Source organism: cyanobacterium endosymbiont of Braarudosphaera bigelowii (assembly GCF_020885515.1).
GTDB classification, from domain to species: Bacteria; Cyanobacteriota; Cyanobacteriia; order Cyanobacteriales; family Microcystaceae; genus Atelocyanobacterium; species Atelocyanobacterium thalassa_A.
Genome location: NZ_AP024987.1, coordinates 210,889 through 233,456, shown reverse-complemented (window position 1 = coordinate 233,456; position 22,568 = coordinate 210,889). Strand labels below are relative to the sequence as shown.

Below are 22,568 nucleotides of genomic sequence, written 5' to 3'. Positions count from 1 at the left end.
GAAATATATTATTTAAGTTAATGATATTTAATTTGAAGTAATTAATATTTATTAAATTAAAAGAAAATAATAGGTCTTACATACTGGAAAGGAATATCGAACAAGCAATATGATTGTTTGATAGACTAGAGTTTGAATTTATTACGATAATAAAATAAATTATGAAAATATCCGTTAAGTGGTTGCGGGAACTAATAAATTTTAATTTTTCCCATGAAGAATTAGCTGATATCTTAACAGTTGTAGGTTTAGAGGTAGATGAATGTGAAGACCGTCAGGAATGGGCTAATGGAATTGTAGTTGGTTTAATTAAAGATTGCCAACCTCATCCGAATACTCAAAAATTAAATATCTGCAAAGTTGATATTGGGACAGAAAGTTTACTGAACATTATATGTGGCGCGCCCAATGTAGAGATTGGTAAATATGTCCCTGTTGCTACGTTAGGAACATATTTACCTAAGATGGATTTAAAAATTCAACCGATAGAATTACAAGGAATTAAATCAGAAGGTATGATTTGTTCCTTATCGGAAATTGGACTATCTAAAGAATCGTCTGAAATTCATATTTTTGAAGAAGATACTATAAAAATAGGGCAAAATGTTTCTTCTTTATTAGGTTTAGACGATACTATCTTAAGCATTATGCCTACCGCTAATCGTCCTGATGCAATGAGTATGGTAGGAATTGCTAGGGAAGTAGCATCTTTGACAGGAAATATAGTTACTTTTCCTAGAACTGTCAAAAATTTTATTTTTGAACATAACAATGATTCTTTAAAAATAGAAATTGAAGATACTAAAGCCTGTCCAATTTATATTGGAACTATTATTGAAAATGTAACAGTAACTTCTTCCCCACAGTGGTTACAACAAAAACTTAGAGCTTCAGGAATTGATCCTATTAACAACATAGTAGATATAACTAACTTAATCCTGCTGGAATGGGGCCAGCCTATGCATGCTTTTGACTTAAAAAAATTAAAAAAAAATGCAGAAGATAAGACTCAGTTAACTATTGGAGTACGTTCTCCTAACAATAAAGAGATTTTAGAGACACTAGATGGTTCTAACAAAAAGTTAAATAGAAATAATTTAATAATTACTTCTAACAATATTCCTGTTGCGCTAGCAGGAATCATGGGAGGAAAGGAAACAGAAATTGATAAACAAACTAAAGATATTTTTCTAGAGACTGCTTTATTTGATCAAGTAACTATTCGTCACTCTTCAAAAAGTCAAAACTTACGTACCGAAGCTTCTATAAGATATGAAAGAGGGGTTAATCAATTTGAATTGGAGGTGGCTTGTCAAAATGCTATTAAACTAATTCAAGAATTAGCAGGAGGAGTGCCAATTTCTCAAAATATAGTCGATAATCGTTCTCAGATTAATATTCCTCAAATAACTTTACGTTTAGAACGTATTCATAAGCTTTTAGGACCAGTTTGGAAAAATGATCTGAAATCTTTTATAACTTCGGAAGAAGTACATGATATTCTAACCAACTTAGGATGTAACTTAAGCTTAGCTAATAACATACCTAACATTTGGTTAGTCACTATTCCATCCTATCGTTATCGAGATTTGCATAGAGAGATTGATCTAATAGAAGAAATAGCTCGTATCTATGGATATGGAAATTTTTGTGATGAGTTACCTTACAAAACGGAGCCTGGAAAACTTTCTCAAGAATATTATATTCAACGTAAGCTTAGAGAAGCATTTCGCTCTGCTGGGTTACATGAATTAGTACAATACTCTCTCGTCAAGCCAGAAAAGGCTGATATAGTTCTTGCAAATCCTTTACTAACAGAATATTCAGCTTTAAGAAATAATTTATTAGATGGTTTAATTAGTACGTTCGCTTATAACCAATCCCAAGGCAATAAATCTCTAAATGGATTTGAAATTGGCAAAATTTTTTATAATATTGAAGGCCAAAATAAAGAATTAGAAAGTTTAGCTGGCATCATGGGAGGTAACTTTCTTACTGCAGGACGTTGGATAACAAGTGGGAAATTAGTACCTATGACCTGGTATGAAGCGAAAGGTATTTTAGATAGCATTTTTAAAAAATTTAAAATCGTAGTTGAATACAAAGCCTACGAGCAAGATAAAAGGTTACATCCGGGACGTACAGCTTCTTTATGGCTAAACAATCAATTTTTAGGAATATTTGGGCAGTTACATCCACAGTTATGTCAGGAATTAGATTTAATTAATACCGTGTATGGATTTGAGCTAAATTTTGAAGTTCTACTGCAGACTCTTAACAAAGAAATTCTTTTAACACCTACATTTAACTCTTATTCCTCTTATCCGCCTATAGAATTAGACTTAGCTTTTTTTGTCTCTTTAGGTATTTCTGTGGCAGAACTAATTAAAGAAATGAAACAAGTAGGAGGAGGCCTATTAAAAGGAATAGAATTGTTTGATGATTATAGAGGAGAAAGTGTACCGAAAGGACAAAGAAATTTAGCTTTCAGTTTACTTTATCGTTCTGATGAACGTACATTAACTGATAAAGATGTAAAAGCTACTCACGATAGAATTCGTATAATTTTAGTAGAGAAATTCAATGTTACTCTCCGTAGTTGATCTTGATATATAGTCATAATTTTAGCCCTACATAGATGTTCTTATTACTACTCTCAGAATTGTTTGAGAGATAAACTAACATATTAGATAATTTTATTCTAAATATTATTTAATTAAATATTTCGGAAATAACTGTTTATATTTCTCGTTGTTTCTTATGGCTTTATATTCTTTTAAAGAAAAATATCAACGATTACGGAAGGAATTAATTGGCGGGGCATTTGCTTTAGGAGGAGTTTTTCTTTCTGGAACAATTTGGTATTACTTAATTGAGAGATGGTCATTGACAGAAGCAGCGTATATGACCATGATAACCCTTTCAACAGTTGGCTTTTCAGAAGTTCATCCTTTAGATGATAATTCTAAACTTTTTACTATCGTTCTTATTTCGATGGGGGTTATTACAATTGGTTATATTGTTAATCGTTTAACAGAAGCCTTAATTCAAGGTTATTTTCAGGAAGGAATTCGACAAAGACAGGAGAAGCGTTTGATAGATACTTTAGAACATCACTGTATTGTTTGTGGCTATGGACGTACTGCTCGTCAAGTTGCATTAGAGTTTACTGCAGAAGAAGTTCCTTTTGTTATTATTGATTCTCGACCTGAACAAGTGGAAGAAGCAAAACAATTAGGCTATGTCGTAATCCAAGGAGATGCTACTCTTGATGAATGCCTAGTAAACGCCAAGATAGAGAAAGCTGTATGTTTAGTCTCTGCCTTAACCTCTGATGCAGAAAATCTTTATACTGTACTTTCTGCAAAAACTTTAAACCCAAAAATTAGAGCAATTGCTAGAGCTAGTACAGAAGAAGCAGTTCTTAAACTACAAAGAGCTGGAGCTGATGCTGTTGTTTCACCTTACATTACGGGAGGAAAAAGACTTGCTTCAGCTGCATTAAGGCCTCAAGTTATGGATTTTGTAGATGGTATCCTAACTGGTAGTGATCGCACATTTTATATGGAAGAGTTTCTTGTTGATCCTAAATATTGTCCCTGTGTGGGACAAACTTTGAGTGAGGCAAGGCTTAGGCTTCAATCAGGTTCATTAGTTTTAGCCATTCGGCGTTCTGATGGTGCATTATTAGGTGGACCGACAGGAGAGACAGAATTAATGGCAGGAGATTTACTTATTTGCATGGGTACTCCTGAACAATTGCGTCAACTTAATCAAATTTTGGGACCTATCAATCGTTCTGCGACTTTAAGGCCACCAAGACACCAACATAGCTTTAAAAATGTGTAAAATTTTTAACAATAAATAGCATTTTACTTCAGCTAAACTCATTTTATATAGAAATTAGAACATATGTTTTAGTTTCTATATAAAATGAGTTTAACTACCCTATTTTTCTACATCTTTTTTGTCTGTAACTAAATTTTCTTTCTGATCTAGAGAGTCAGAAGTTTGAGGTGCGGCAACTTTCACCATTGAGTGCCTTAACACTTGTTCACCTAGCATATAACCACGCATCAACTCCTGAATAATAGTTCCTTCTGGATATTCATTAGTATATTCTCGTAACATAGCTTCATGATACAAAGGATTAAAAATTTCTCCTTCAGGGCGCATAGGTCCGACACCTAAACGTTTAAGACTATCTACTAGTGTTTTGTATACTCCTTGATAACTTTTATGTATTGTTGCTTCTCCATCATTTGTTGGGTTAATCGAATTACGAGCACGTTCAAAATTATCTACAACAGATAATAATTCACTAATCGTCTTACACTTAACCTTAATTTCTAAATCTTCTTTTTCTTTTATTGAACGTTTTCGGTAATTATCAAATTCTGCATTAACTCGAAGATGATTGTTATTAAGAGTTTCATACTGTTGGTTATGCTCTTGCAACTTAGCTTCTAGATCATTTATTTTTTCAGTTAAGTCAGAAACCAAATTTTTTTCTAACTCTGCTTCAGAATCTACTAATTCAACATCTTCACCGACCATCAAGTCTTTATTCGTTGATGAAGATGTTTCGACTTGTCCATTTGTTTCAACTTTAGTAGAAGAGTTGTATGCTTCTTCTACTTTAGAAGTTTCTTGATTTATTTCTATTTGTTGTTTTTCATCTGTCATAATTTCTTTCTCTATATTTATTGAAGGATATTTTAATTACTAATTCTTCAGATTTAAGTTCTCAATATATTATAATTGTTTATCTAATTTTATTACTAGTACATTCTAATAGCAAATATCTAAAAATTTTGCAGAGAGAACAACTAAAATTTAAACAATCTTCTTTCTTTTTGGATTACGAGGAAGATGTATAAAGTTCTGCACTTTACAAGCGCATATTAATAGTTAGTTAATCTTATGCTAAAATAGTAGCTTGTGCAATGTATCCTGTACACTATTATTGTTAGTATACTCTAGGCAAATTCGTCCTAAATTTATTAAAGTCTATTAAAACATGTTATGAATAATTCAAGAGCAGAAATTAAATCTCCCCATAATGACTATCGTCTTCTAAATTTTGACAACTTAACCCCAATGTATCAACATTATGTAAATATCAAGAGAGAGTATTCTTATGCGCTACTGCTATACAGAGTAGGGGATTTTTTTGAATGTTTTTTTCAAGATGCTGTAACTGTTTCTAAAGAAGCTGGAACTGTTCTAACTAGTAAAGAAGCAGGGAAAAAAGTTGGAAGAATTGCATTAACAGGTTTCCCCCATCACTCACTAGATCGTTACGCTAAACTATTGATAGATAAGGGGTATTCTATAGCAATTTGTGATCAAGTAGAAGATTCTTCAAAAGCATTTGCTCAAGGACGGATGGTAGAAAGACGTGTAACTAAATTATTAACTCCAGGAACTTTGATGGATGATGAATTATTAATACCAGAAAATAATAATTTTTTAGTAGCATTAATAGTAAAAGGCAATTCATGGGGTCTTGCTTATGCAGACGTATCTACAGGGGAATTCTATACTACTCAAAATACAGAATTATCTAATCTTAACTCAGAATTACTTAGACTACAACCAGCTGAAATTATTGTTTCAGTAAATATTGTAGATTCTGGTAAGGTAATGCGTCCTGGAGAAAAATCTTTGTCATTTATAGATACTTTACCAGATTGTTTTTGCTATTCCTTAAGAGCAAAAACAACTTTTGATTTAGATATCGCAAAAGAAAAACTTCTAAGTATTTTCAATGTTAACTCTATAGAAGGAATGGGCTGCCATAATTTGCCTTTAGCCGTCAGTGCTGCAGGAGGATTATTGAAATATATAGAAGACACTCAGATTGGTCAACAGCTCACATTACAATTACCTAAAAACTATAATTTAAATGATTTTCTCATTATAGATTATCAAACACGCCGTAATTTAGAAATAATGAAAACTATTAAAGATTCTGCCTTTAAAGGTTCTTTATTGTCAATTATTCAAAAACCTAAGACTGCTATGGGTGCTCGTAATTTACAGCGCTGGTTAATAGAGCCTTTATTAGATATTGAAACAATTATTGAAAGACATAATACCGTTGAAGAATTAGTAGAAAACGTTGAATTAAGACACGATCTTAAGCAATTGTTAGCTAGCATACATGATCTAGAAAGAATTAGTACCAAAATAACTTCAGAGACAGCAAATGCGAGACATTTATCTTATCTAGCTAATTCACTATTAAAATTAAAAGACATATCACAATTCGCGAGTCGAGGTAAGTCCTTTTATTTCAAAGCTTTACAAAATATGCCTAAAAGATTAGAGGAGTTAGGTATATATATTCATAATCATTTAACAGAGTCTCTCCCTATAAAACTAAAAGAAGGAGGAATTATTAAAGATGGAGTTAATACAGACTTAGATGGTATGAGAAGACAGATAGAAGATGATTATAAATGGTTATCTAATTTAGAATTAAGAGAAAAACAAAAGACAGGGATTAGTACTCTTAAAGTTGGCTACAGTAAATCTTTTGGTTTTTATCTAAGCTTGCCTCTCAGTAAATCAGGGCAAGTTCCAGATTATTTCATTAGAAAACAAACATTAGCTAACGAAGAACGTTTTATTACTCCTGAATTAAAAGAGCGAGAAGTACGTATTTTAAGTGCACAAAAAAACGTTGAGAAACTTGAATACGAAATTTTTATAAAGCTACGTTCAGAAGTAGCCAAAGAAAGCCATACAATTTGCCAAATTGCCAAATCTATAGCAGCTATTGATATTTTATTAAGTTTTGCAACCACTGCCGTAAACAAGGATTATTGCCGACCTCAAATTTTACAAAGTCAATCGTTGAAAATTACTGATGGTAGACATCCAGTAGTTGAAGCGTTACTACCATTTGGCTCTTTTGTACCTAATTCAGTTGCTCTTGAAAGCTCTGAAAAAATACTAGAAGAACCAAACTTAATTATCTTAACAGGTCCAAACTCTAGTGGAAAGAGTTGTTACTTAAGACAAATAGGAATTATTCAATTACTAGCACAAGCTGGAAGCTTTGTTCCAGCAGCCTCTGCAAAATTAGGTATTACTGATCGTATTTTTACACGTGTAGGAGCAGTAGATGATTTAGCGACTGGACAATCAACTTTTATGGTAGAAATGAATGAGACTGCCAACATCCTTAACCATGCGACAGAACAGTCATTAATTTTATTAGATGAAGTTGGTAGGGGAACATCAACTTTTGATGGGCTTTCTATAGCTTGGGCAATAGCAGAATATTTAAGCAAAGAAATTAAAGGAAAAACTATATTTGCTACTCATTATCATGAATTAAACGAATTGGCTTCTCAAGTCCCTAAAATAGCTAATTTTCAAACTATAGTTGAGGAAAAGCCAAATAGTCTTATCTTTTTACATCAAATTCGCCCAGGAGGAGCTAGTAAATCTTACGGAATTGAAGTTGCCAAATTAGCTGGTTTACCTTCCTCTGTAACTATAAGGGCTAAAAAAATTATGGATAAAGTCAGTCAATCTAGTAGAATTATATTGAAACTTAATGAGCTAGAAAAAAACAATTAATTTAGTTTCTTGATAGGAAGAGTTCCTATATTTACGCCATGAGTCTTTTTTTATAGAACTAAGCCATTAATAATTTAAGTTAAAGTAACTTGCATAAGATATGATTAATGGCCTAGTTCTATAAAAAATAATTAAGTAGTTAAGATTAGTAGCCTTTATAGTTTCTTAGAATATTAATTTAATTTTTTTAATGTAAGTTATCTAATCAGTAGAAATTACTCATATAATAGAAGCAAGAAATTTTTTTACTATATATCCTTATAGGCCTTGTATACAGCTTTTACATTATACCAGTTAAGGAAAATACGAGCGATTTCCAGTGCTATTTGTGGTTTTCCATGATTAATTAACCACTGTAGAAGAGGTGATAGAGTTTTTTCGTTTAGAATTCCACCTAAAGATAGCATTCCCCATAAAGTCTTATGAAACCATGTCATTTGAATCATGAGACGAACTTCAAAAGTAGGATGCTTTTTATAAAATAAAATTCCCATTTTACCTCTCTGAATTTCTTGATTGATTAGATTAGGAACTTGTTTTAAATTAAAAGCCGGATGCCAATGATATCCAACCGCTTCAGGACATTTAATCAACTGTAATCCTAATTTCTTTAATCTTACGCCTAATTCTAAATCTTCCCATCCATATTGTTTAAAATTTGTATCAAATAATCCTGCTTTTTCTAGCCATACCCGAGAAATTGCTACATTGCCAGTGGCAAAGAAAGCAGCAGAAAAGTCAGTCACTTTATAAGTTTCTGAAGTTGGATTCTCAAAATTACATGTGTTAATAACCGCACCATACGTGAATAAACAATCACTGCCTAATTTTTTTTCGCCTTCTATTAATGCATTCGCATGAGATTGTAAAAACGACTCAGTCACGACTAGGTCACTATCAATAAAAATTATTATATTTCCCCTTGCTTTTTCTATACCTAAATTTCTTGCTGATGCAGGGCCGAGATGATCTTGAGCAAAATAATGGACATTGGGAAAATCATGTCTATTTTCGTCTAACCATTGCAAAGTTCCATCTGTAGAGCCATCATCCACGAGAACTATTTCATAAGTATTAATTTTAGTATCAGTAAATTTTTGTTGTTCTAATGCATAAAGACATTTTTCTAAAATTGGTTTACGATTATAAGTCGGAATAACAATGCTTATAAACACGATTTTTAAAATTTCTAATAAAATAGTACTAAATTTAAAATAGCTTAACGCATTTTCACTAATATTTGAGAAATAATTTTTATAAATACCTCAAAGGTTTAAACGACTAAAATTTGATTACTATAATTTTTATGCCGAAATTTGAACTAATAGCCAGTATAAACATTAATACTTATCAGACTTATGTGTTAACCTCACATATTAATACTTGACATTATTCTTTAATAAGAAAACTTTAAATAATAAAAAATAAGCTAATATTTTTTAGTAATTTATATATTATTTTTTAGACTTAAGTAATTAATACATGTGATTATTAACGATTGTTCGGAAATAACTAAACTTGTTTTATTAAATTATGAATAATATCTTTATGAACATTATCGATAGAATTTTTGCCATTAATCTTTAAAAGATTACCTTTATAATTATTAAAGATAGTTTGATAATTTTTCCTTACTTTATCTAACTTATCTTTAGTTTCGTATATTTCTTGAAACGTAGAATTTTTAAGACGCGATAAAGCAACATCTAGTGGAACATCTATATAGATTACCAAATCAGGATTGGGAAATTTTTGATTTAATTGATAGACAAAATCAATTTCTTCTGGATTATTACTATTATATGCAAGAGATGAAAAATAGTAACGAGTAGAAATTACAGTATAGTTATTTTGTTGAATTAGTTTAAAGACTCCATCAATATCATTATATAAGTGATAGTGTCTATCTGCGGCAAATAAATAAGCCATTTGTTCATCAAATTTTATTCTATCTTCAATAGAAAATAATTGATTTTGCATTCCTTCTCTAATCAATTTTCCTATACTACTATTTGTAGGTTCTGAGCTAATAACTGCTAAATTTCCATGTTCAATTAAATAATTTTTGAGAAGTTCTGCTTGTGTAGTTTTTCCAGATTTATCAATACCTTCCAAAACAATAAATAGAGGTTTCATCATCTTTATAATTAAGATCAGCTTAGTATAACATGATCAATGAGATAGATAAATTTTACTAATATAAATTAAATTTTTGAATTGCTTAAATTTTTAAATAAAACTACATCTTTATGGCTATATTCTAGTTTGAAATTCAAATTATTTTTTAGTTCTTTTACTAAGTCATCAATCGTATATCTAGAGTTTCTCCAGCCTGGATAACGCATATTTAATAATATGTTATCAAAATTATCAATATCAATAGGTTTTTGATCATTAATAGCTAATTTTATAATAGAGCGATGGCTTAAATGAGGTGCAAACTGAGGAGATGTCAAAACTTTTACCTCCGGGGGTATTAGCTCTATAGCTTCTTTCATAGCTGATAAGCTTCCCATTTGTTTGGTATATTTAGAAATAAAGAAGTCATATTTTGCTAATGCAAGAAAACTAAACAATGACCAAATTAAGGTATATCTAGTAAAGATAGCTATCTTTTTCTTATATTGCATAGAAGTAATAACTAACAATAATAGGAAGGGTATTATGGGAACAGAATATTGATGAATTAAATCTTTTTGTGGCTGATAGTCTGTTAGTAAATTTAAGAGTAAGCTAGGAATAGCAGGTATTAAAACATTAAAATGATGAAGATTTAAATACCAAATTATAGGAATAAATAGTAAAAAGATATATTCTAAATTTGGTAAGTTCCAAATATGATCAAAGATGATTTTTGGATTAGTAAATAAATTAGTAACAATACTAAAAACCGAATTTCCTAAAAATGAATATCTTCCTACAGCAGCGACTTCACCATTATTAAATTGAGGAATAATAAATTGTGTAGCTAATATAAACCATACTATCCCTGTAAATAATGCAAAAATACCATATTCTCTTTTTCTTTCATTAAAAAATAACCAAAATCCTATTCCAGTTACTGTTAATGACAACACTGCCTTACAGCTTAAAATTAATATAATCGAAAACATAAATTGTAATCTAAAATTTAATTTTGCTGCTAGTATTGACCATACAATTGCAGGTAAAGCAATAATTTCTGTATGAAAATCGAACAAATTAACATTAAAAGTTAGTGGATAAAGTAAATATATTAATACAACAATTAAAGATGAATTATCAGATAAATTAGCCTGTTTAGCTAGTTTCCACAAAGGTAAAATAGTAATTGATAAAGCAAATGATTGAATAATTAATAGCCAATGTAAATCTGGATAAACTACATAAAATAATGATAAAGGATATAAAATGATTGCCGCATGATCTCCTAAAATATGATTATCAGAAAAAGATACAATAGGCTCAATTCCTTGACTAATCAAATAAAAAGTTTGATCAAACCAACCTAGATCCAAAGCATTAGACTGATAAAGTGAATGTCTTAGGCTAGAACATCCAAATAAGATAAAGAAACTTATACTAATAATTAGCCAGAGCAAATAAGAATTTTTCATAAATGGTAAATTAATGACATGAGTGTCAGCTTTAACTATTAAATAATTTTGATAAATAATATGTTATGTCTTATTTTTTTTCTTTCTAGATTTATAAAATGTTTTTTTTATAACTTTTGCTGGATATAGTTTTTTTCTTATTTCTACATCAATTACTGTTCCTGCTTGACTCAAATGGATAGGAAGATAGGCAAATGATAAAGCCTTCTTTGTTGTCGGAATAAATGTCCCGCTAGTTATCGTACTTATACATTTACCATTCGAAAAAATATTATATCCACGCCGAGCAATTTGTTTTCCTTCCATTTCTAATACTACCAATAATTTACTAACTCCTTCCCTAGTTTGTTGTTCTAATACTTCTCGTCCAATGAAATTATCTTTACTATCTAAATGTACAAAATTATTTAAACCAGCTTCTAAAGGAGTAGTACTATCATTAATGTCTTGACCATACAAACACATAGATGCCTCTAGACGCAAAGTATCCCTAGCTCCCAGTCCACAAGGTATAACTTTTTCATTAGTAAATACTTTCCATAATTTTCTTCCTACTTCATTGGAAACCATTATTTCAAAACCATCTTCACCGGTATATCCTGTACGAGAGACAAAAGCAGGATATCCTAGTATTTTAGTTTCTATATGTCCAAAAAAAGATAATTTTGCTATGTCACTATCAGCAAATAGCTGTAACTTTTTTAAAGCTTGCGGCCCTTGAATTGCCAATAAAACTTTTTCTTCAGATAAATCTGTCACTTTAATCGGAGTAGACATAGTATGTGATTTAATCCATTCTATATCTTTATCTTTTGTAGATGAATTAGTTATGATTATGACTTTTTTGGAGTTTTGATAATAAATAATAATATCGTCTATTATTCCGCCATTGTGATTTAAAAATGTTGTATATTGTGCTTTTCCGGAAGTTAATCGCTTAATATCTGATGGGACGAGAAATTGTAGTAAAGAAACCAGCTCATCTCCTTCTATTAAAAGCTTACCCATATGAGAAATATCAAATATGCCAACATTATTTCTAACAGCATTATGTTCTACTTGAATGCCATCGAATTGAATAGGCATATGCCAACCAAAAAAATTTATCATTTTGGCTTTTTCTTCAATAATAAAGTCGTATATAGGCGTTTTTAGTAGATTTTGAGAAATACTAGAATTAATCACGAATTTTTATATAAACATCTGGTGAATTATATTCTAAATCTCATAAGTCATATTATCAATTTTAATTATCATTAATGTCCTCTAAATTTAAACAGTCAATATCTGTTGTTACACTACATATATTGATAGATATCAAGCATTGAATTATAAATGCTTTATTTGATTATTGTTATTTAGTATCTTTTATTAACTGATAAAAGGGTTCCCAATCGTCATGAGAAGCTATGGAATCCCATAATGATTCCATCTTGGACTTAAGCAAAGGAGTTTTAATATTAAACTGATTTAAATTGTTAATAATATTATTGACCTGATCTGAAGAATATTCATTTAAAGATTTATTATATATCCTTTTCCAGTTTACCCAATTTGCTGCGGGCAATTTAATTTTCTCTAATATATTAGACGGCTCTTTCCACCAACTTTTATTTATATTATCAATCAAGTAAATAAAAAATTGATGATAATTAATTTGGCTTGTCCGTAATACATCTATTGTTGCTTCTAAAAGTCCACTTTCTTGATGAACGTTTTTTGTTAGACCTAATTTACTAAATATTGCCTTACGATATGCATTTTCATAATGGTAACTAAACTGACTTATACCTGTCTCTAACACTTTGGGAGATATAACACTCATTAATGGTAACTGTAACATTTCTAGGTTAGTACGAATCATTAAAGGTTGATTACCATAACTATAACGTCGACCATGATCAAAATAGGCAGATGTAAAACATGGATCATATGTGTTGATAAATGCATAAGGTCCATAATCAAAGCTTTCGCCAATAATAGACATATTATCTGTGTTAAGTACCCCATGACAGAATCCTGCAGCCATCCAATGCGCAACTAACTGGGCACTTCTCTTTACTAATTCTTCGTAAAATAGACCATAGCGATCGCTATCTAAAGCGATTTCTGGATAGTAAACATTAATCACAACATCTAACAATTTCTTTATTAGGTCAGGCCTTTTAAGATGATATAGACGCTCAAAAGTCCCAAAGCGAATATGAGAACGACTCATTCTAACCATTACCGAAGAGCGAGTAGGAGAAGGCTCATCTCCTCTCCATAATTTTTCTCCTGTTTCAATTAAACTTAAACATCGGGATGTTTTAACTCCAATTCTATGCAATATTTCTGCTGCGAGAACTTCTCTTATTCCTCCTTTGAGAGTCAATTTTCCATCACCACCTCGAGAATAAGGTGTTTTTCCAGATCCTTTCGTTCCAAAATCATATACTTGACCATTTATCCCCTTAACTTGTCCATACAAAAATCCTCTTCCGTCACCTAAGAAAGGATTGTACTCTCCAAATTGATAACCATGATAAGATAATGCCAGGAAAGGACGTATCTTTTTAAACTTTCCAAATGCCTCAATAAAATGTATGTCATCTACATCTTGTGATGCTAGCCCTAGATGCTTTAACAAATCATTATTACGAAACTTCAGAATGTGTTGTGGAAATTTAGCTGCATCTACTTCATCATAGTATTCACTCCCTAAGTCTTCTAAAGTGGTCTGATATTCGAGACTGAAAAAGGGATTATCTCGTTTCGATGTCATATTATTAATATTTGTAATATTTTAAGAATAAATTCGTCTTATCACTTGCGATAATTGGTTTTTCATTCTTTCTTAATTTTTAATTATAGTTTATGAAATAGGTATTACAAATTATGGTGAAATAATTTATAGTATCTATTTAAATTAGAAAGTCAGTTGTTGATATTTTTTTATAGTTACCAAATATTGATAGACTATGATTTTAATGTTATCTTAATTCTTTCCATACCAACGTAACAAAACTCTTGCTAAGCGTTGAGGATGATGGCTAATCTTAATTGTTGTTGAATCTTCATCCATAACATTGGCTAAAACTATACGATAGCCTAATCCTTTTACGCTTTCTTTATCTAGTAAGACAGGATGACAGTTTTCTAGAGCATAATGCTTTAAAGCAGGAGAAGAAGGAGGAACACGTTGTACTAAAACTGCATCAAATATTCTCTGCCCACAAACCTGCTCGATAGCTTTTATATGATCTGATACTGTGTATCCTTCAGTCTCGCCAGGTTGAGTCATAATATTACTAACATAGATTCGAGGAATTTTGGCTTTTTTCAAAGCTTCTCTAATTTCTGGGACTAAAAGATTGGGGATGACACTAGTATATAGACTACCAGGACCTATTATTATGTAATTTGCTTCTTTAATTGCCTGTAATGCAGCAGGTAGGGCAGGTGGATTAGAGGGGAAGCAACCAATCTGGATAATATTCCCACCAGCTTCTGTTATGTGAGACTCACCTTCTATAAAACGGCCATCATCTAACTTTGCCCACAAACGAACATCGCTTAAAGTTGCTGGTAATACTTTACCTCGTATTGCTAATACTTTAGAACTTGCAGCAATTGCTCTTTCAAAATCTTTTCCTGTAATTGCTGTCATAGCTGTTAAGAATAAATTACCAAAGCTATGACCAGTAAGACCATCACCTGCTTGAAAACGATATTGAAATAATTCTGTTAATAGTTTTTCTTCATCAGCCAAAGCAGTCATACAATTACGAATATCACCAGGAGGTAAAACTCCTATCTCCTCTCTTAATCTTCCTGAAGAACCACCATCATCAGCTACTGTAACAATAGCTGTAATATTTGCACTATACTGCTTTAAACCTCTTAATAAAGTAGATAATCCCGTACCTCCACCAATTGTTACGATTTTTGGTCCACGATTTAAACGCCTATGATTTAAAAGACGATCAACTAATTCCTGATCTCCGTCAGAAAAGGCCTCAGTAATAGAGACTAAAGTACGATTTTGTCCCCATAAAAGTAAGAATATTCCTAACAAAAAAGCTCCTGGACCAGATATATAATTAGGAACACGAGTCGTAATGTTTTCGAGCAGTTGAGAAATTAATTCTAGTAATCTGTTGACTGGTGTTAACTTGCTCCAAGTAGCCAACCCCAAAACTATTAGCAATACACCTGTAGAACTAATAAATAGCCAGCGCTTAATTAATAAGCCAGGAGAAAGCCATTTCATCCATCTATTGACTTTCTTTGGAGTTTTTTGACTTATATTTATTAAATCCCGCCGTTTCGTCTTAATTTTACGTAATATTTGCTCTAATAGACTGATGCGCATAAGTTATGATCACCAGATTTACATTATAAGAAACCTGAAAATTATTATGTATCGAACGTTAACACAAAAGTTCAAATTATGTTGAAAAGATATGAAAAATAATTATTAAATTTAAATAACATTCGAAAAATACTAAGAGTTATGATTAAGTCAAATAGTGTTATTTTATATAGCTAAACAAAAAAGTTACTTTTGACTTAATCTGGTCTTGATTATAGTCACTTAAATTTTCTAACCACAACATATTTCTATTGTATATCGAGTGTACAATAATATTATTTCAGTAATTTAATAATTGTCTTCCAAAAGATACATCTACATTGATTTTCAAATTAGCGTTTAATTATCTAGACTAATATAAATAGTTCTAAGATTAATAGTCAATGACTAGTAATTTACCGTTTGATTAGTTTACTGTTTTCATGACTAATCTTTTGTTTACTAAAATTATTCTTAATTTGTAGAGACAATTTTTATTGTAAAGCTATGTGAAAGCTGCCCTGTTATTCTAGAATAGATGATGACGATCAACTGGCCACTCTATGTCAAAAATCGAAACTAGAACCGAACCCATGGTAATAAACATGGGGCCACATCATCCCTCAATGCATGGGGTACTACGTCTGATCGTTACCCTAGACGGGGAAGATGTAGTAGACTGTGAACCTGTTATTGGGTATCTTCACCGTGGGATGGAGAAAATTGCAGAAAATCGTACCAATATTATGTACGTTCCTTATGTAAGTCGTTGGGATTATGCGGCTGGAATGTTTAATGAGGCGATTACTGTAAATGCGCCAGAAAAACTGGCAAATATTCAAGTTCCAAAACGTGCCCAATATATTCGGGTCATCATGTTGGAATTGAATCGTATTGCTAACCATTTATTGTGGTTAGGCCCTTTCTTAGCAGATGTGGGTGCAACGACTCCTTTTTTCTATATTTTCCGAGAACGTGAAATGATTTACGATCTTTGGGAAGCAGCTTCGGGAATGAGATTAATTAATAATAATTACTTTCGTATTGGAGGAGTAGCAGTTGATTTACCATATGGTTGGATCGACAAGTGTGAGGACTTCTGCAATCACTTTAAAACTAAAGTGGATGAGTATGAAAAGTTAATTACTAATAATCCTATTTTCCGACGTCGTATAGAAGGAATAGGAAAGATTACTCGAGAGGAAGCTATCAACTGGGGGCTATCTGGTCCTATGCTGCGTGGCTCTGGCGTAAAGTGGGATCTCCGAAAAGTTGATCATTATGAATGTTATGATGACTTTGACTGGGATATACAGTGGGAGACAGAAGGAGATTGCTTAGCTCGCTATTTTGTTCGTATTAAAGAAATGCGTGAATCAGCTAAAATCATCTGTCAAGCTCTTAAGGGTATTCCAGGAGGACCTTATGAAAATTTAGAGGCGAAGCGTATGATAGAAGGGAAAAAGTCTCAATGGGACGATTTCGACTATCAATACATAGCCAAGAAAGTTGCTCCTACATTTAAAATTCCATCTGGTGAACATTATGTTCGCCTAGAAAGTGGAAAAGGAGAATTAGGAATCTTTATTATTGGTAATAATGATGTTTTCCCATGGCGCTGGAAAATTCGTGCTCCTGACTTCAATAATTTGCAGATTCTACCTCATTTACTTAAAGGAGTAAAAGTAGCTGATATTATGGCAATCTTAGGTAGTATTGATGTCATTATGGGTTCGGTGGATCGTTAACTACGAATAATATATATAAATCCTGGGATGGTTATTTAAAAAGCTATCACAGGATTTATATATCCTTCAACAACTAAGTCTATAACTTATAAAAGCTAATTTATTTTTATCAAATTAAGAAAAATATTATTGCTAATAATATAATATCTCCAATTATTTAAATTAGATTTGTTAAATAATTTTCATTTTATCTATATTTTTTATAATACAGATGTTTTTAAGAACTGCCGTATCGTTTTACCTCAGTTTATGACCTGGAAAACCAGGTGGGCATTAATTGATTATCGATTCTGTTTCCAAGTCTAAGCTTGGTTTACTTCTACAATATCTAAATTAAATCCCTTAAATTTAGAGCATAGTCAAAAAACTCTTTTGGCAGTCACCAAAACAGCAGTTCGTAAAAGTATAGTAGCACAAAATAAAAAAAGATTATTTTAATGATTGATTTGAAGGCTTATAACCATGACTTAAAGGGCTATCTGAAGAAGTTTGTATGGTAGCGGAAAAATTAGAGTTTTTACCAGTTATATAGGTGTAAGGTAATTTTTTATTTTTATCTAAAGCCTCTAAATTGGCCTTCATAACGTCAAAAGGTTGTTCCCCAATTGTTTGAGCAACTATATTATTCTGATAATCCATAAAAACAAAATACGGAATACCATTAATTTGATAATGAAGAATATCAGGTAACCATTTATTGTTATCTACATTGAGCATAACAAAATTAATAGTTTTAGAATATTCTTCCTTAAATTTAGCTAAATTTGAAGACATTGCTTTACAACTTGTACACCATGTAGAGTAGAACTCTAATACTGTTGGTTTATTATTCATCATTGCAGCATTCATAGAAATAGCTTGCTTAGCTTGAAATTCTAAAGAAAAAGAATTTGTCTGGGTCTGAAAACCAAGAAATATAGTTACTCCAAGAATAATAGCAACGATAGCAATTAAAAAATTCTTAATACGATGAATATTAATAAATTCAAGCATATAATTAATTATTGTTTTAGATTACTTCATTCTATATGGTTATGAGTATGCTAGTTATTCTCAAGATTACTTTCTTTTTTATTAAAAATAAATTCTGCTAATATTTTTAAAATGTACTCATAGAAATATTTACATATAATTTTTAACCAAACTGCATCATTATTTCTAATTAATTTTACAGATTAAGATGATTAAATAAATATAGAAAGCAGAGTAAACACAACTTCTTCGTTACTTGCAACTCTTTAAAAACTAAATTTTATGTCTATATCATTGATATTATGTTGTGTCTAAATCTCATAGAATAAGACTTATTTTCTGAAAATACTAGAAAAAAATAAATCAATACTCATTTTAAGGTTAATATTGACTACCATATAACTTTTAATACTTTATGAACCAGAATTGCTTAAAATAATTAATTTTGAATTAGAGTAAGTAGGCAAATATTAGTAATATAGACTATTTCAAAATAATTGAATGATTATCCTATCTGACAAATTAATTTATAGTCAGAAAGATATTATTAACCAAGATTAATTGTTTAATTTAGGTTCTTCTTTCTAGTTTGGAATAAGCTTTATTTAGATTTAAGCCGCTAATAGATATATCAATAATCACCTTTAATAAAGGTCCACTAAAACAACATATAAAAACTATTAATTATTTCTTTTTCATACAATATATTATGAATTTATGAAAAAATAACCTGAGAACCTGGTGAATTGATTTTAACAGAAAGTATCTGATGATTTTTGAAAACTTGCTCTAGTTTCGGATGAACTTCAGGTGATGCAAAAAACAATAGGAACCCACCTGCTCCTGCCCCTAGGAGTTTACCGCCCCAAGCTCCATTTTCCCGTCCAAGTTCATACAGATAATCTATTTCTGGATTCGAAATACCCTGATCTAAACTTCTTTTAGCTATCCAAGCATCATGTAACAATTCACCAAATTTTGAAAATGACTCATTACTAGTAAGAATGTCCCAGCCTTGATCAACCATTTTACGCATCTTCTTAAGAGTTTCGAGATTATCTTCTACTCGCCTAAGTTGTTTCTCTACTACTTGAGAAGCACGTCTTTTAATACCAGTAAATACAATAAAAATATGAGACTCAAATTCAGCTAATCTTTGAGGAGAAATATCTACTCGGTTAACAATGATATTTTCTTCTGTTCTAAATTCTACTAGATTAAATCCCCCTACTGCAGACATTAATTGATCTTGACATCCTACATTATCTTTGACTAAATGACGTTCTACATAAATTGCTTCATAAGCTAGATCTAAAGGTTTAATAAATTCTCCCTTAAAATTATGCAACGCTTGCAATAAAGATACAGTAAAAGCTGACGATGAGCCAAGTCCTGTAAAAGCAGGTAAGTCTGCTACATTATGTAATTCAATATCCTTCTCCAAATTGCAAAATTTTAAGCATTCGCGGAATACTTTATGTTCGACATCATCAATTGTTTTAACCAACTCAACTTTACGATAGGATATGCGAACCAAATAATCAAAAAGATGACTGGGAAAAGGACTTGCAGTTACATATGAAAATTTATCAATTGCTGTTGATAAAACAGCTCCTCCATGGCGAAGAAAATGTTCAGGATAATCTGTTCCTCCTCCAAAAAAGCTTATTCTAACAGGGGCACGTGCAATCAGCATGGTTTAATTAAATTAGTAAAGTTTTCTTTAATAAATTTTTCAGCTTGTGTTAAAGTTTCTGGAGTTCCAATATCTAAAAATGGAGATTGAACCTCACAAACTTTAATTTTAATATTTTGTTGTAATAATGTTGGAAAAACATCATACTCAAAGCTAAGAGGATATTTTGAAGGAAAATATTCTAAGATTCTATGACGAAATATATATATTCCACCATTAATACATCCCTGACCATGTTCTTTCTCCGAGAAATGAAGTAGATTATTCGAATTATCACAAACCAGAGAGCCATAGCGAGAAGTGTCATCTACAGATATTCCTAATATGACACATCCTACTTCTTGATCGTCTAAATAGCTAACTAACTTTTCAAAATTATTTGCTACTAGAGAATCACCATTCATGACTAACCATGCTTCAGGATGTAAATTACTTTGTTTAACGGCATGTATAAAACCTCCTGCTGTTCCTAATCGTGTTTTCTCCTGACAGCAATTGATATTGATTCCGCTTATTTTACATTTATTAAAATATTCCTCGATAACCTCTCCTAAATAACCAGTTGATATAATGCCCTTATTAATGCCTTGTTGTCTAATATGAAAAATAATCCACTCTATGAATGGCCTATCCGCGACTCGAAACATTGGCTTGGGAATATCAGAAATTAAGTGTTTAATTCTGGTTCCATATCCACCTGCCAAAATTACAGCTTTAATATCAATCATAAACGTTTTTTTATAATAGTTAATGTTAATTGTTTCTATAAAGCTATGTCTCATTATTTTTTGTACACTCAGGATAGTGTATCGCAATTATTGCTTATTGATGTTTAAAATAGCCTGAGTTTATTAAAACTATCTCAAGAATTGTATATTAAATGTATGGTTATGATAACAATATTATGTTCAATAAATCTTATCAACTTAAAATATATCTCGGCAATAAATTATGATTAATAAATAATTTGTATAACATCTAGATTTTTAAATAAATGAAAATATAATCATAAATTTATCAGACCTTAACAGATAACTTTCATAAAAATATTTAGTCAGAAAATAACTCAATATTTTATAGAAGCTATTTAGTACATAAAACATATACATATACAACTTATACAAGTTTTGATTAGTTTTATAATTTTTAGTGAGTTAAAAAACTACTTAAAAACTAATATTATTTTTATTATGTACAATATATAACTTTATCTATATGAAACCTATAATGATTAAAGTAATAAATATATATAATTATTAAAAAACATTATTTTAGATAGAAAAATTACATTTGATTTTCATGAATATTGGTAAATGGATAGGGTTATTCAGTTTAGTTATTTCTTGTTACATTTTATGGGAAATCAAACATATGTTGTTGTTAATATTTACAGCTGTTATTTTTGCTACAGCTATAAATAGATTGATTAAATTGCTAGAAAAAATCAGAATTCCAAGAGTTTTAGGAATTTTAATTATTATTTTTATAATCACCATATCCAGTATTTTATTTAGCTGGTTAATAGTTCCTCCCTTTTTCGATCAATTTCAAAAATTGCTAAGTTTATTACCTAATATTGGAGAAAAACTACGCAGTTATTTAATTTTACTCTTAGAGAATCAAGGTTATCTATCTTTAATGCCATCACCTCCTTCTCTAGATGACTTATTTTCTCAGTTACAGCCTTTATTTACAGATATTTTTTCAAACTTTTTTACAATTTTTTCTAATTCTTTGACGATTATCTTACAACTTATTTTTATTTTTATATTAACTATAATGATGATTTTAAATCCTCATAGATACCGTTGTATATTCTTAAAGCTTTTTCCATCATTTTATCGACAACGTGGAGATGAAATTTTGACACTTTCCGAAAATGCTTTAGGAAATTGGTTAATAGGGATCATTGTAAATTGTTTATTTATTGGAACACTAAGTGGATTAGGACTATGGTTTTTACAAATTAGATTAGTATTAGTTCATGCATTACTAGCAGGACTACTTAACTTTATTCCTAATATTGGTCCAGTTACAAGTGTAATTTTTCCATTAATGGTAGCACTACTAGATGAACCATGGAAAATAGGAGCAATTATTCTTTGGTATATTATTATTCAAAATGTTGAAAGCTATTGGTTAACTCCCTTAGTAATGGCTAAGCAGGTATCATTGCTTCCCGTTGTTACTTTAGTAGTACAAATATTTTTTGCTCAATTTTTTGGTGTATTAGGTTTATTATTAGCTCTCCCTTTGGCAGTAGTTGCTAAAACATGGGTTGAAGAGATCTTATTTAAAGATATTTTGGATCCTTGGGTTTCTATCGTTAAACAAGATTAAAATTAGTGTGAAATATATCTCAAATATTATCAATCATATTTTTTAAACATTAAGAAAACACAAAAATTAAAATGGTTTTAAAATATAAATAAAAAAGAAAAAATAGGCTGTTTAGAAATCGAATATTTTTTATAGGTGTTGATAATATTCTTATTTCCTAATTTTATTAGGATTGCTCTTTTTTAGTTTTATCTATAAAATTTTCATCATAATTGATAACCTTTTCTTGGTTTTCGATAATTTGAATTTTAGGATATTTAAACTTCTTATTCGACTCAAAATCTGTATTC

General features: G+C 30.5%; 15 protein-coding genes and 1 other RNA gene. 5 read left to right on the top strand and 11 right to left on the bottom strand.

Annotated elements, in window-relative coordinates; translation table 11 throughout:
• The first annotated feature begins 161 nt into the window (after positions 1–161).
• Both pheT and LPC16_RS01035 read left to right on the top strand, forming a co-directional pair.
• Positions 162–2,603, top strand: coding sequence for a phenylalanine--tRNA ligase subunit beta (gene pheT / locus LPC16_RS01040; protein ID WP_229637421.1), 2,442 nt, complete (start codon positions 162–164; stop codon positions 2,601–2,603).
• A gap of 157 nt (positions 2,604–2,760) precedes the next feature.
• On the top strand, positions 2,761–3,849 hold the full coding sequence (locus LPC16_RS01035) for a potassium channel family protein (protein ID WP_229637420.1): 1,089 nt from the start codon (positions 2,761–2,763) through the stop codon (positions 3,847–3,849).
• Between the two features lie 99 nt (positions 3,850–3,948).
• On the opposite strand, the gene grpE is transcribed toward LPC16_RS01035, so the two are convergent.
• Positions 3,949–4,686 carry a nucleotide exchange factor GrpE gene (grpE, locus tag LPC16_RS01030; protein ID WP_229637419.1) on the bottom strand — a complete coding sequence of 246 codons (738 nt, stop codon included), beginning with the start codon at positions 4,684–4,686 and terminating at the stop codon, positions 3,949–3,951.
• Positions 4,687–5,025: 339 nt separating this feature from the next.
• On the opposite strand from grpE, the gene mutS reads away from it, so the two are divergent.
• Positions 5,026–7,593: a DNA mismatch repair protein MutS gene (mutS, locus tag LPC16_RS01025; RefSeq protein ID WP_229637418.1), complete on the top strand. Its 2,568-nt coding sequence runs from the start codon at positions 5,026–5,028 to the stop codon at positions 7,591–7,593.
• 248 nt (positions 7,594–7,841) lie between these two features.
• On the opposite strand, the gene LPC16_RS01020 is transcribed toward mutS, so the two are convergent.
• From LPC16_RS01020 to LPC16_RS00995, 6 genes are all read right to left on the bottom strand, one after another.
• A complete protein-coding gene (locus tag LPC16_RS01020) occupies positions 7,842–8,768 on the bottom strand; it encodes a glycosyltransferase family 2 protein (RefSeq protein WP_040054879.1) in 927 nt (308 codons plus the stop codon).
• Between the two features lie 337 nt (positions 8,769–9,105).
• Positions 9,106–9,729, bottom strand: a complete 624-nt coding sequence (tmk, locus tag LPC16_RS01015) for a dTMP kinase (RefSeq protein ID WP_040054880.1) — start codon at positions 9,727–9,729, stop codon at positions 9,106–9,108.
• A gap of 68 nt (positions 9,730–9,797) precedes the next feature.
• Positions 9,798–11,189, bottom strand: coding sequence for a DUF2079 domain-containing protein (locus LPC16_RS01010; RefSeq protein ID WP_229637417.1), 1,392 nt, complete (start codon positions 11,187–11,189; stop codon positions 9,798–9,800).
• A gap of 63 nt (positions 11,190–11,252) precedes the next feature.
• Positions 11,253–12,374, bottom strand: coding sequence for a glycine cleavage system aminomethyltransferase GcvT (gcvT, locus tag LPC16_RS01005; RefSeq protein WP_261345101.1), 1,122 nt, complete (start codon positions 12,372–12,374; stop codon positions 11,253–11,255).
• 169 nt (positions 12,375–12,543) lie between these two features.
• Complete coding sequence (locus LPC16_RS01000) at positions 12,544–13,953, bottom strand: protein adenylyltransferase SelO (RefSeq protein ID WP_229637416.1); 1,410 nt, start codon at positions 13,951–13,953, stop codon at positions 12,544–12,546.
• 213 nt (positions 13,954–14,166) lie between these two features.
• Positions 14,167–15,543: a gluconeogenesis factor YvcK family protein gene (locus tag LPC16_RS00995; protein ID WP_040054884.1), complete on the bottom strand. Its 1,377-nt coding sequence runs from the start codon at positions 15,541–15,543 to the stop codon at positions 14,167–14,169.
• Positions 15,544–16,085: 542 nt separating this feature from the next.
• On the opposite strand from LPC16_RS00995, the gene LPC16_RS00990 reads away from it, so the two are divergent.
• Positions 16,086–17,270: an NAD(P)H-quinone oxidoreductase subunit H gene (locus tag LPC16_RS00990; protein ID WP_040054885.1), complete on the top strand. Its 1,185-nt coding sequence runs from the start codon at positions 16,086–16,088 to the stop codon at positions 17,268–17,270.
• A gap of 217 nt (positions 17,271–17,487) precedes the next feature.
• Here the strand turns inward: LPC16_RS00990 and ssrS are convergent.
• The 4 genes from ssrS to LPC16_RS00970 form a co-directional block, all read right to left on the bottom strand.
• Positions 17,488–17,670, bottom strand: a non-coding RNA gene (ssrS, locus tag LPC16_RS00985) — 6S RNA.
• Positions 17,671–17,699: 29 nt separating this feature from the next.
• Positions 17,700–18,263, bottom strand: a complete 564-nt coding sequence (locus LPC16_RS00980) for a thioredoxin domain-containing protein (protein WP_229637415.1) — start codon at positions 18,261–18,263, stop codon at positions 17,700–17,702.
• A 694-nt stretch (positions 18,264–18,957) separates the two neighbouring features.
• Positions 18,958–19,938, bottom strand: a complete 981-nt coding sequence (locus LPC16_RS00975; RefSeq protein ID WP_229637414.1) for a GHMP family kinase ATP-binding protein — start codon at positions 19,936–19,938, stop codon at positions 18,958–18,960.
• Positions 19,932–20,666 carry a sugar phosphate nucleotidyltransferase gene (locus tag LPC16_RS00970; RefSeq protein WP_229637413.1) on the bottom strand — a complete coding sequence of 245 codons (735 nt, stop codon included), beginning with the start codon at positions 20,664–20,666 and terminating at the stop codon, positions 19,932–19,934. Before LPC16_RS00970 ends, LPC16_RS00975 begins: the two co-directional genes overlap by 7 nt.
• Before the next feature lie 571 nt (positions 20,667–21,237).
• Here LPC16_RS00970 and LPC16_RS00965 point away from each other — a divergent pair.
• Positions 21,238–22,278 carry an AI-2E family transporter gene (locus tag LPC16_RS00965; protein WP_040054889.1) on the top strand — a complete coding sequence of 347 codons (1,041 nt, stop codon included), beginning with the start codon at positions 21,238–21,240 and terminating at the stop codon, positions 22,276–22,278.
• Positions 22,279–22,568: the final 290 nt, after the last annotated feature.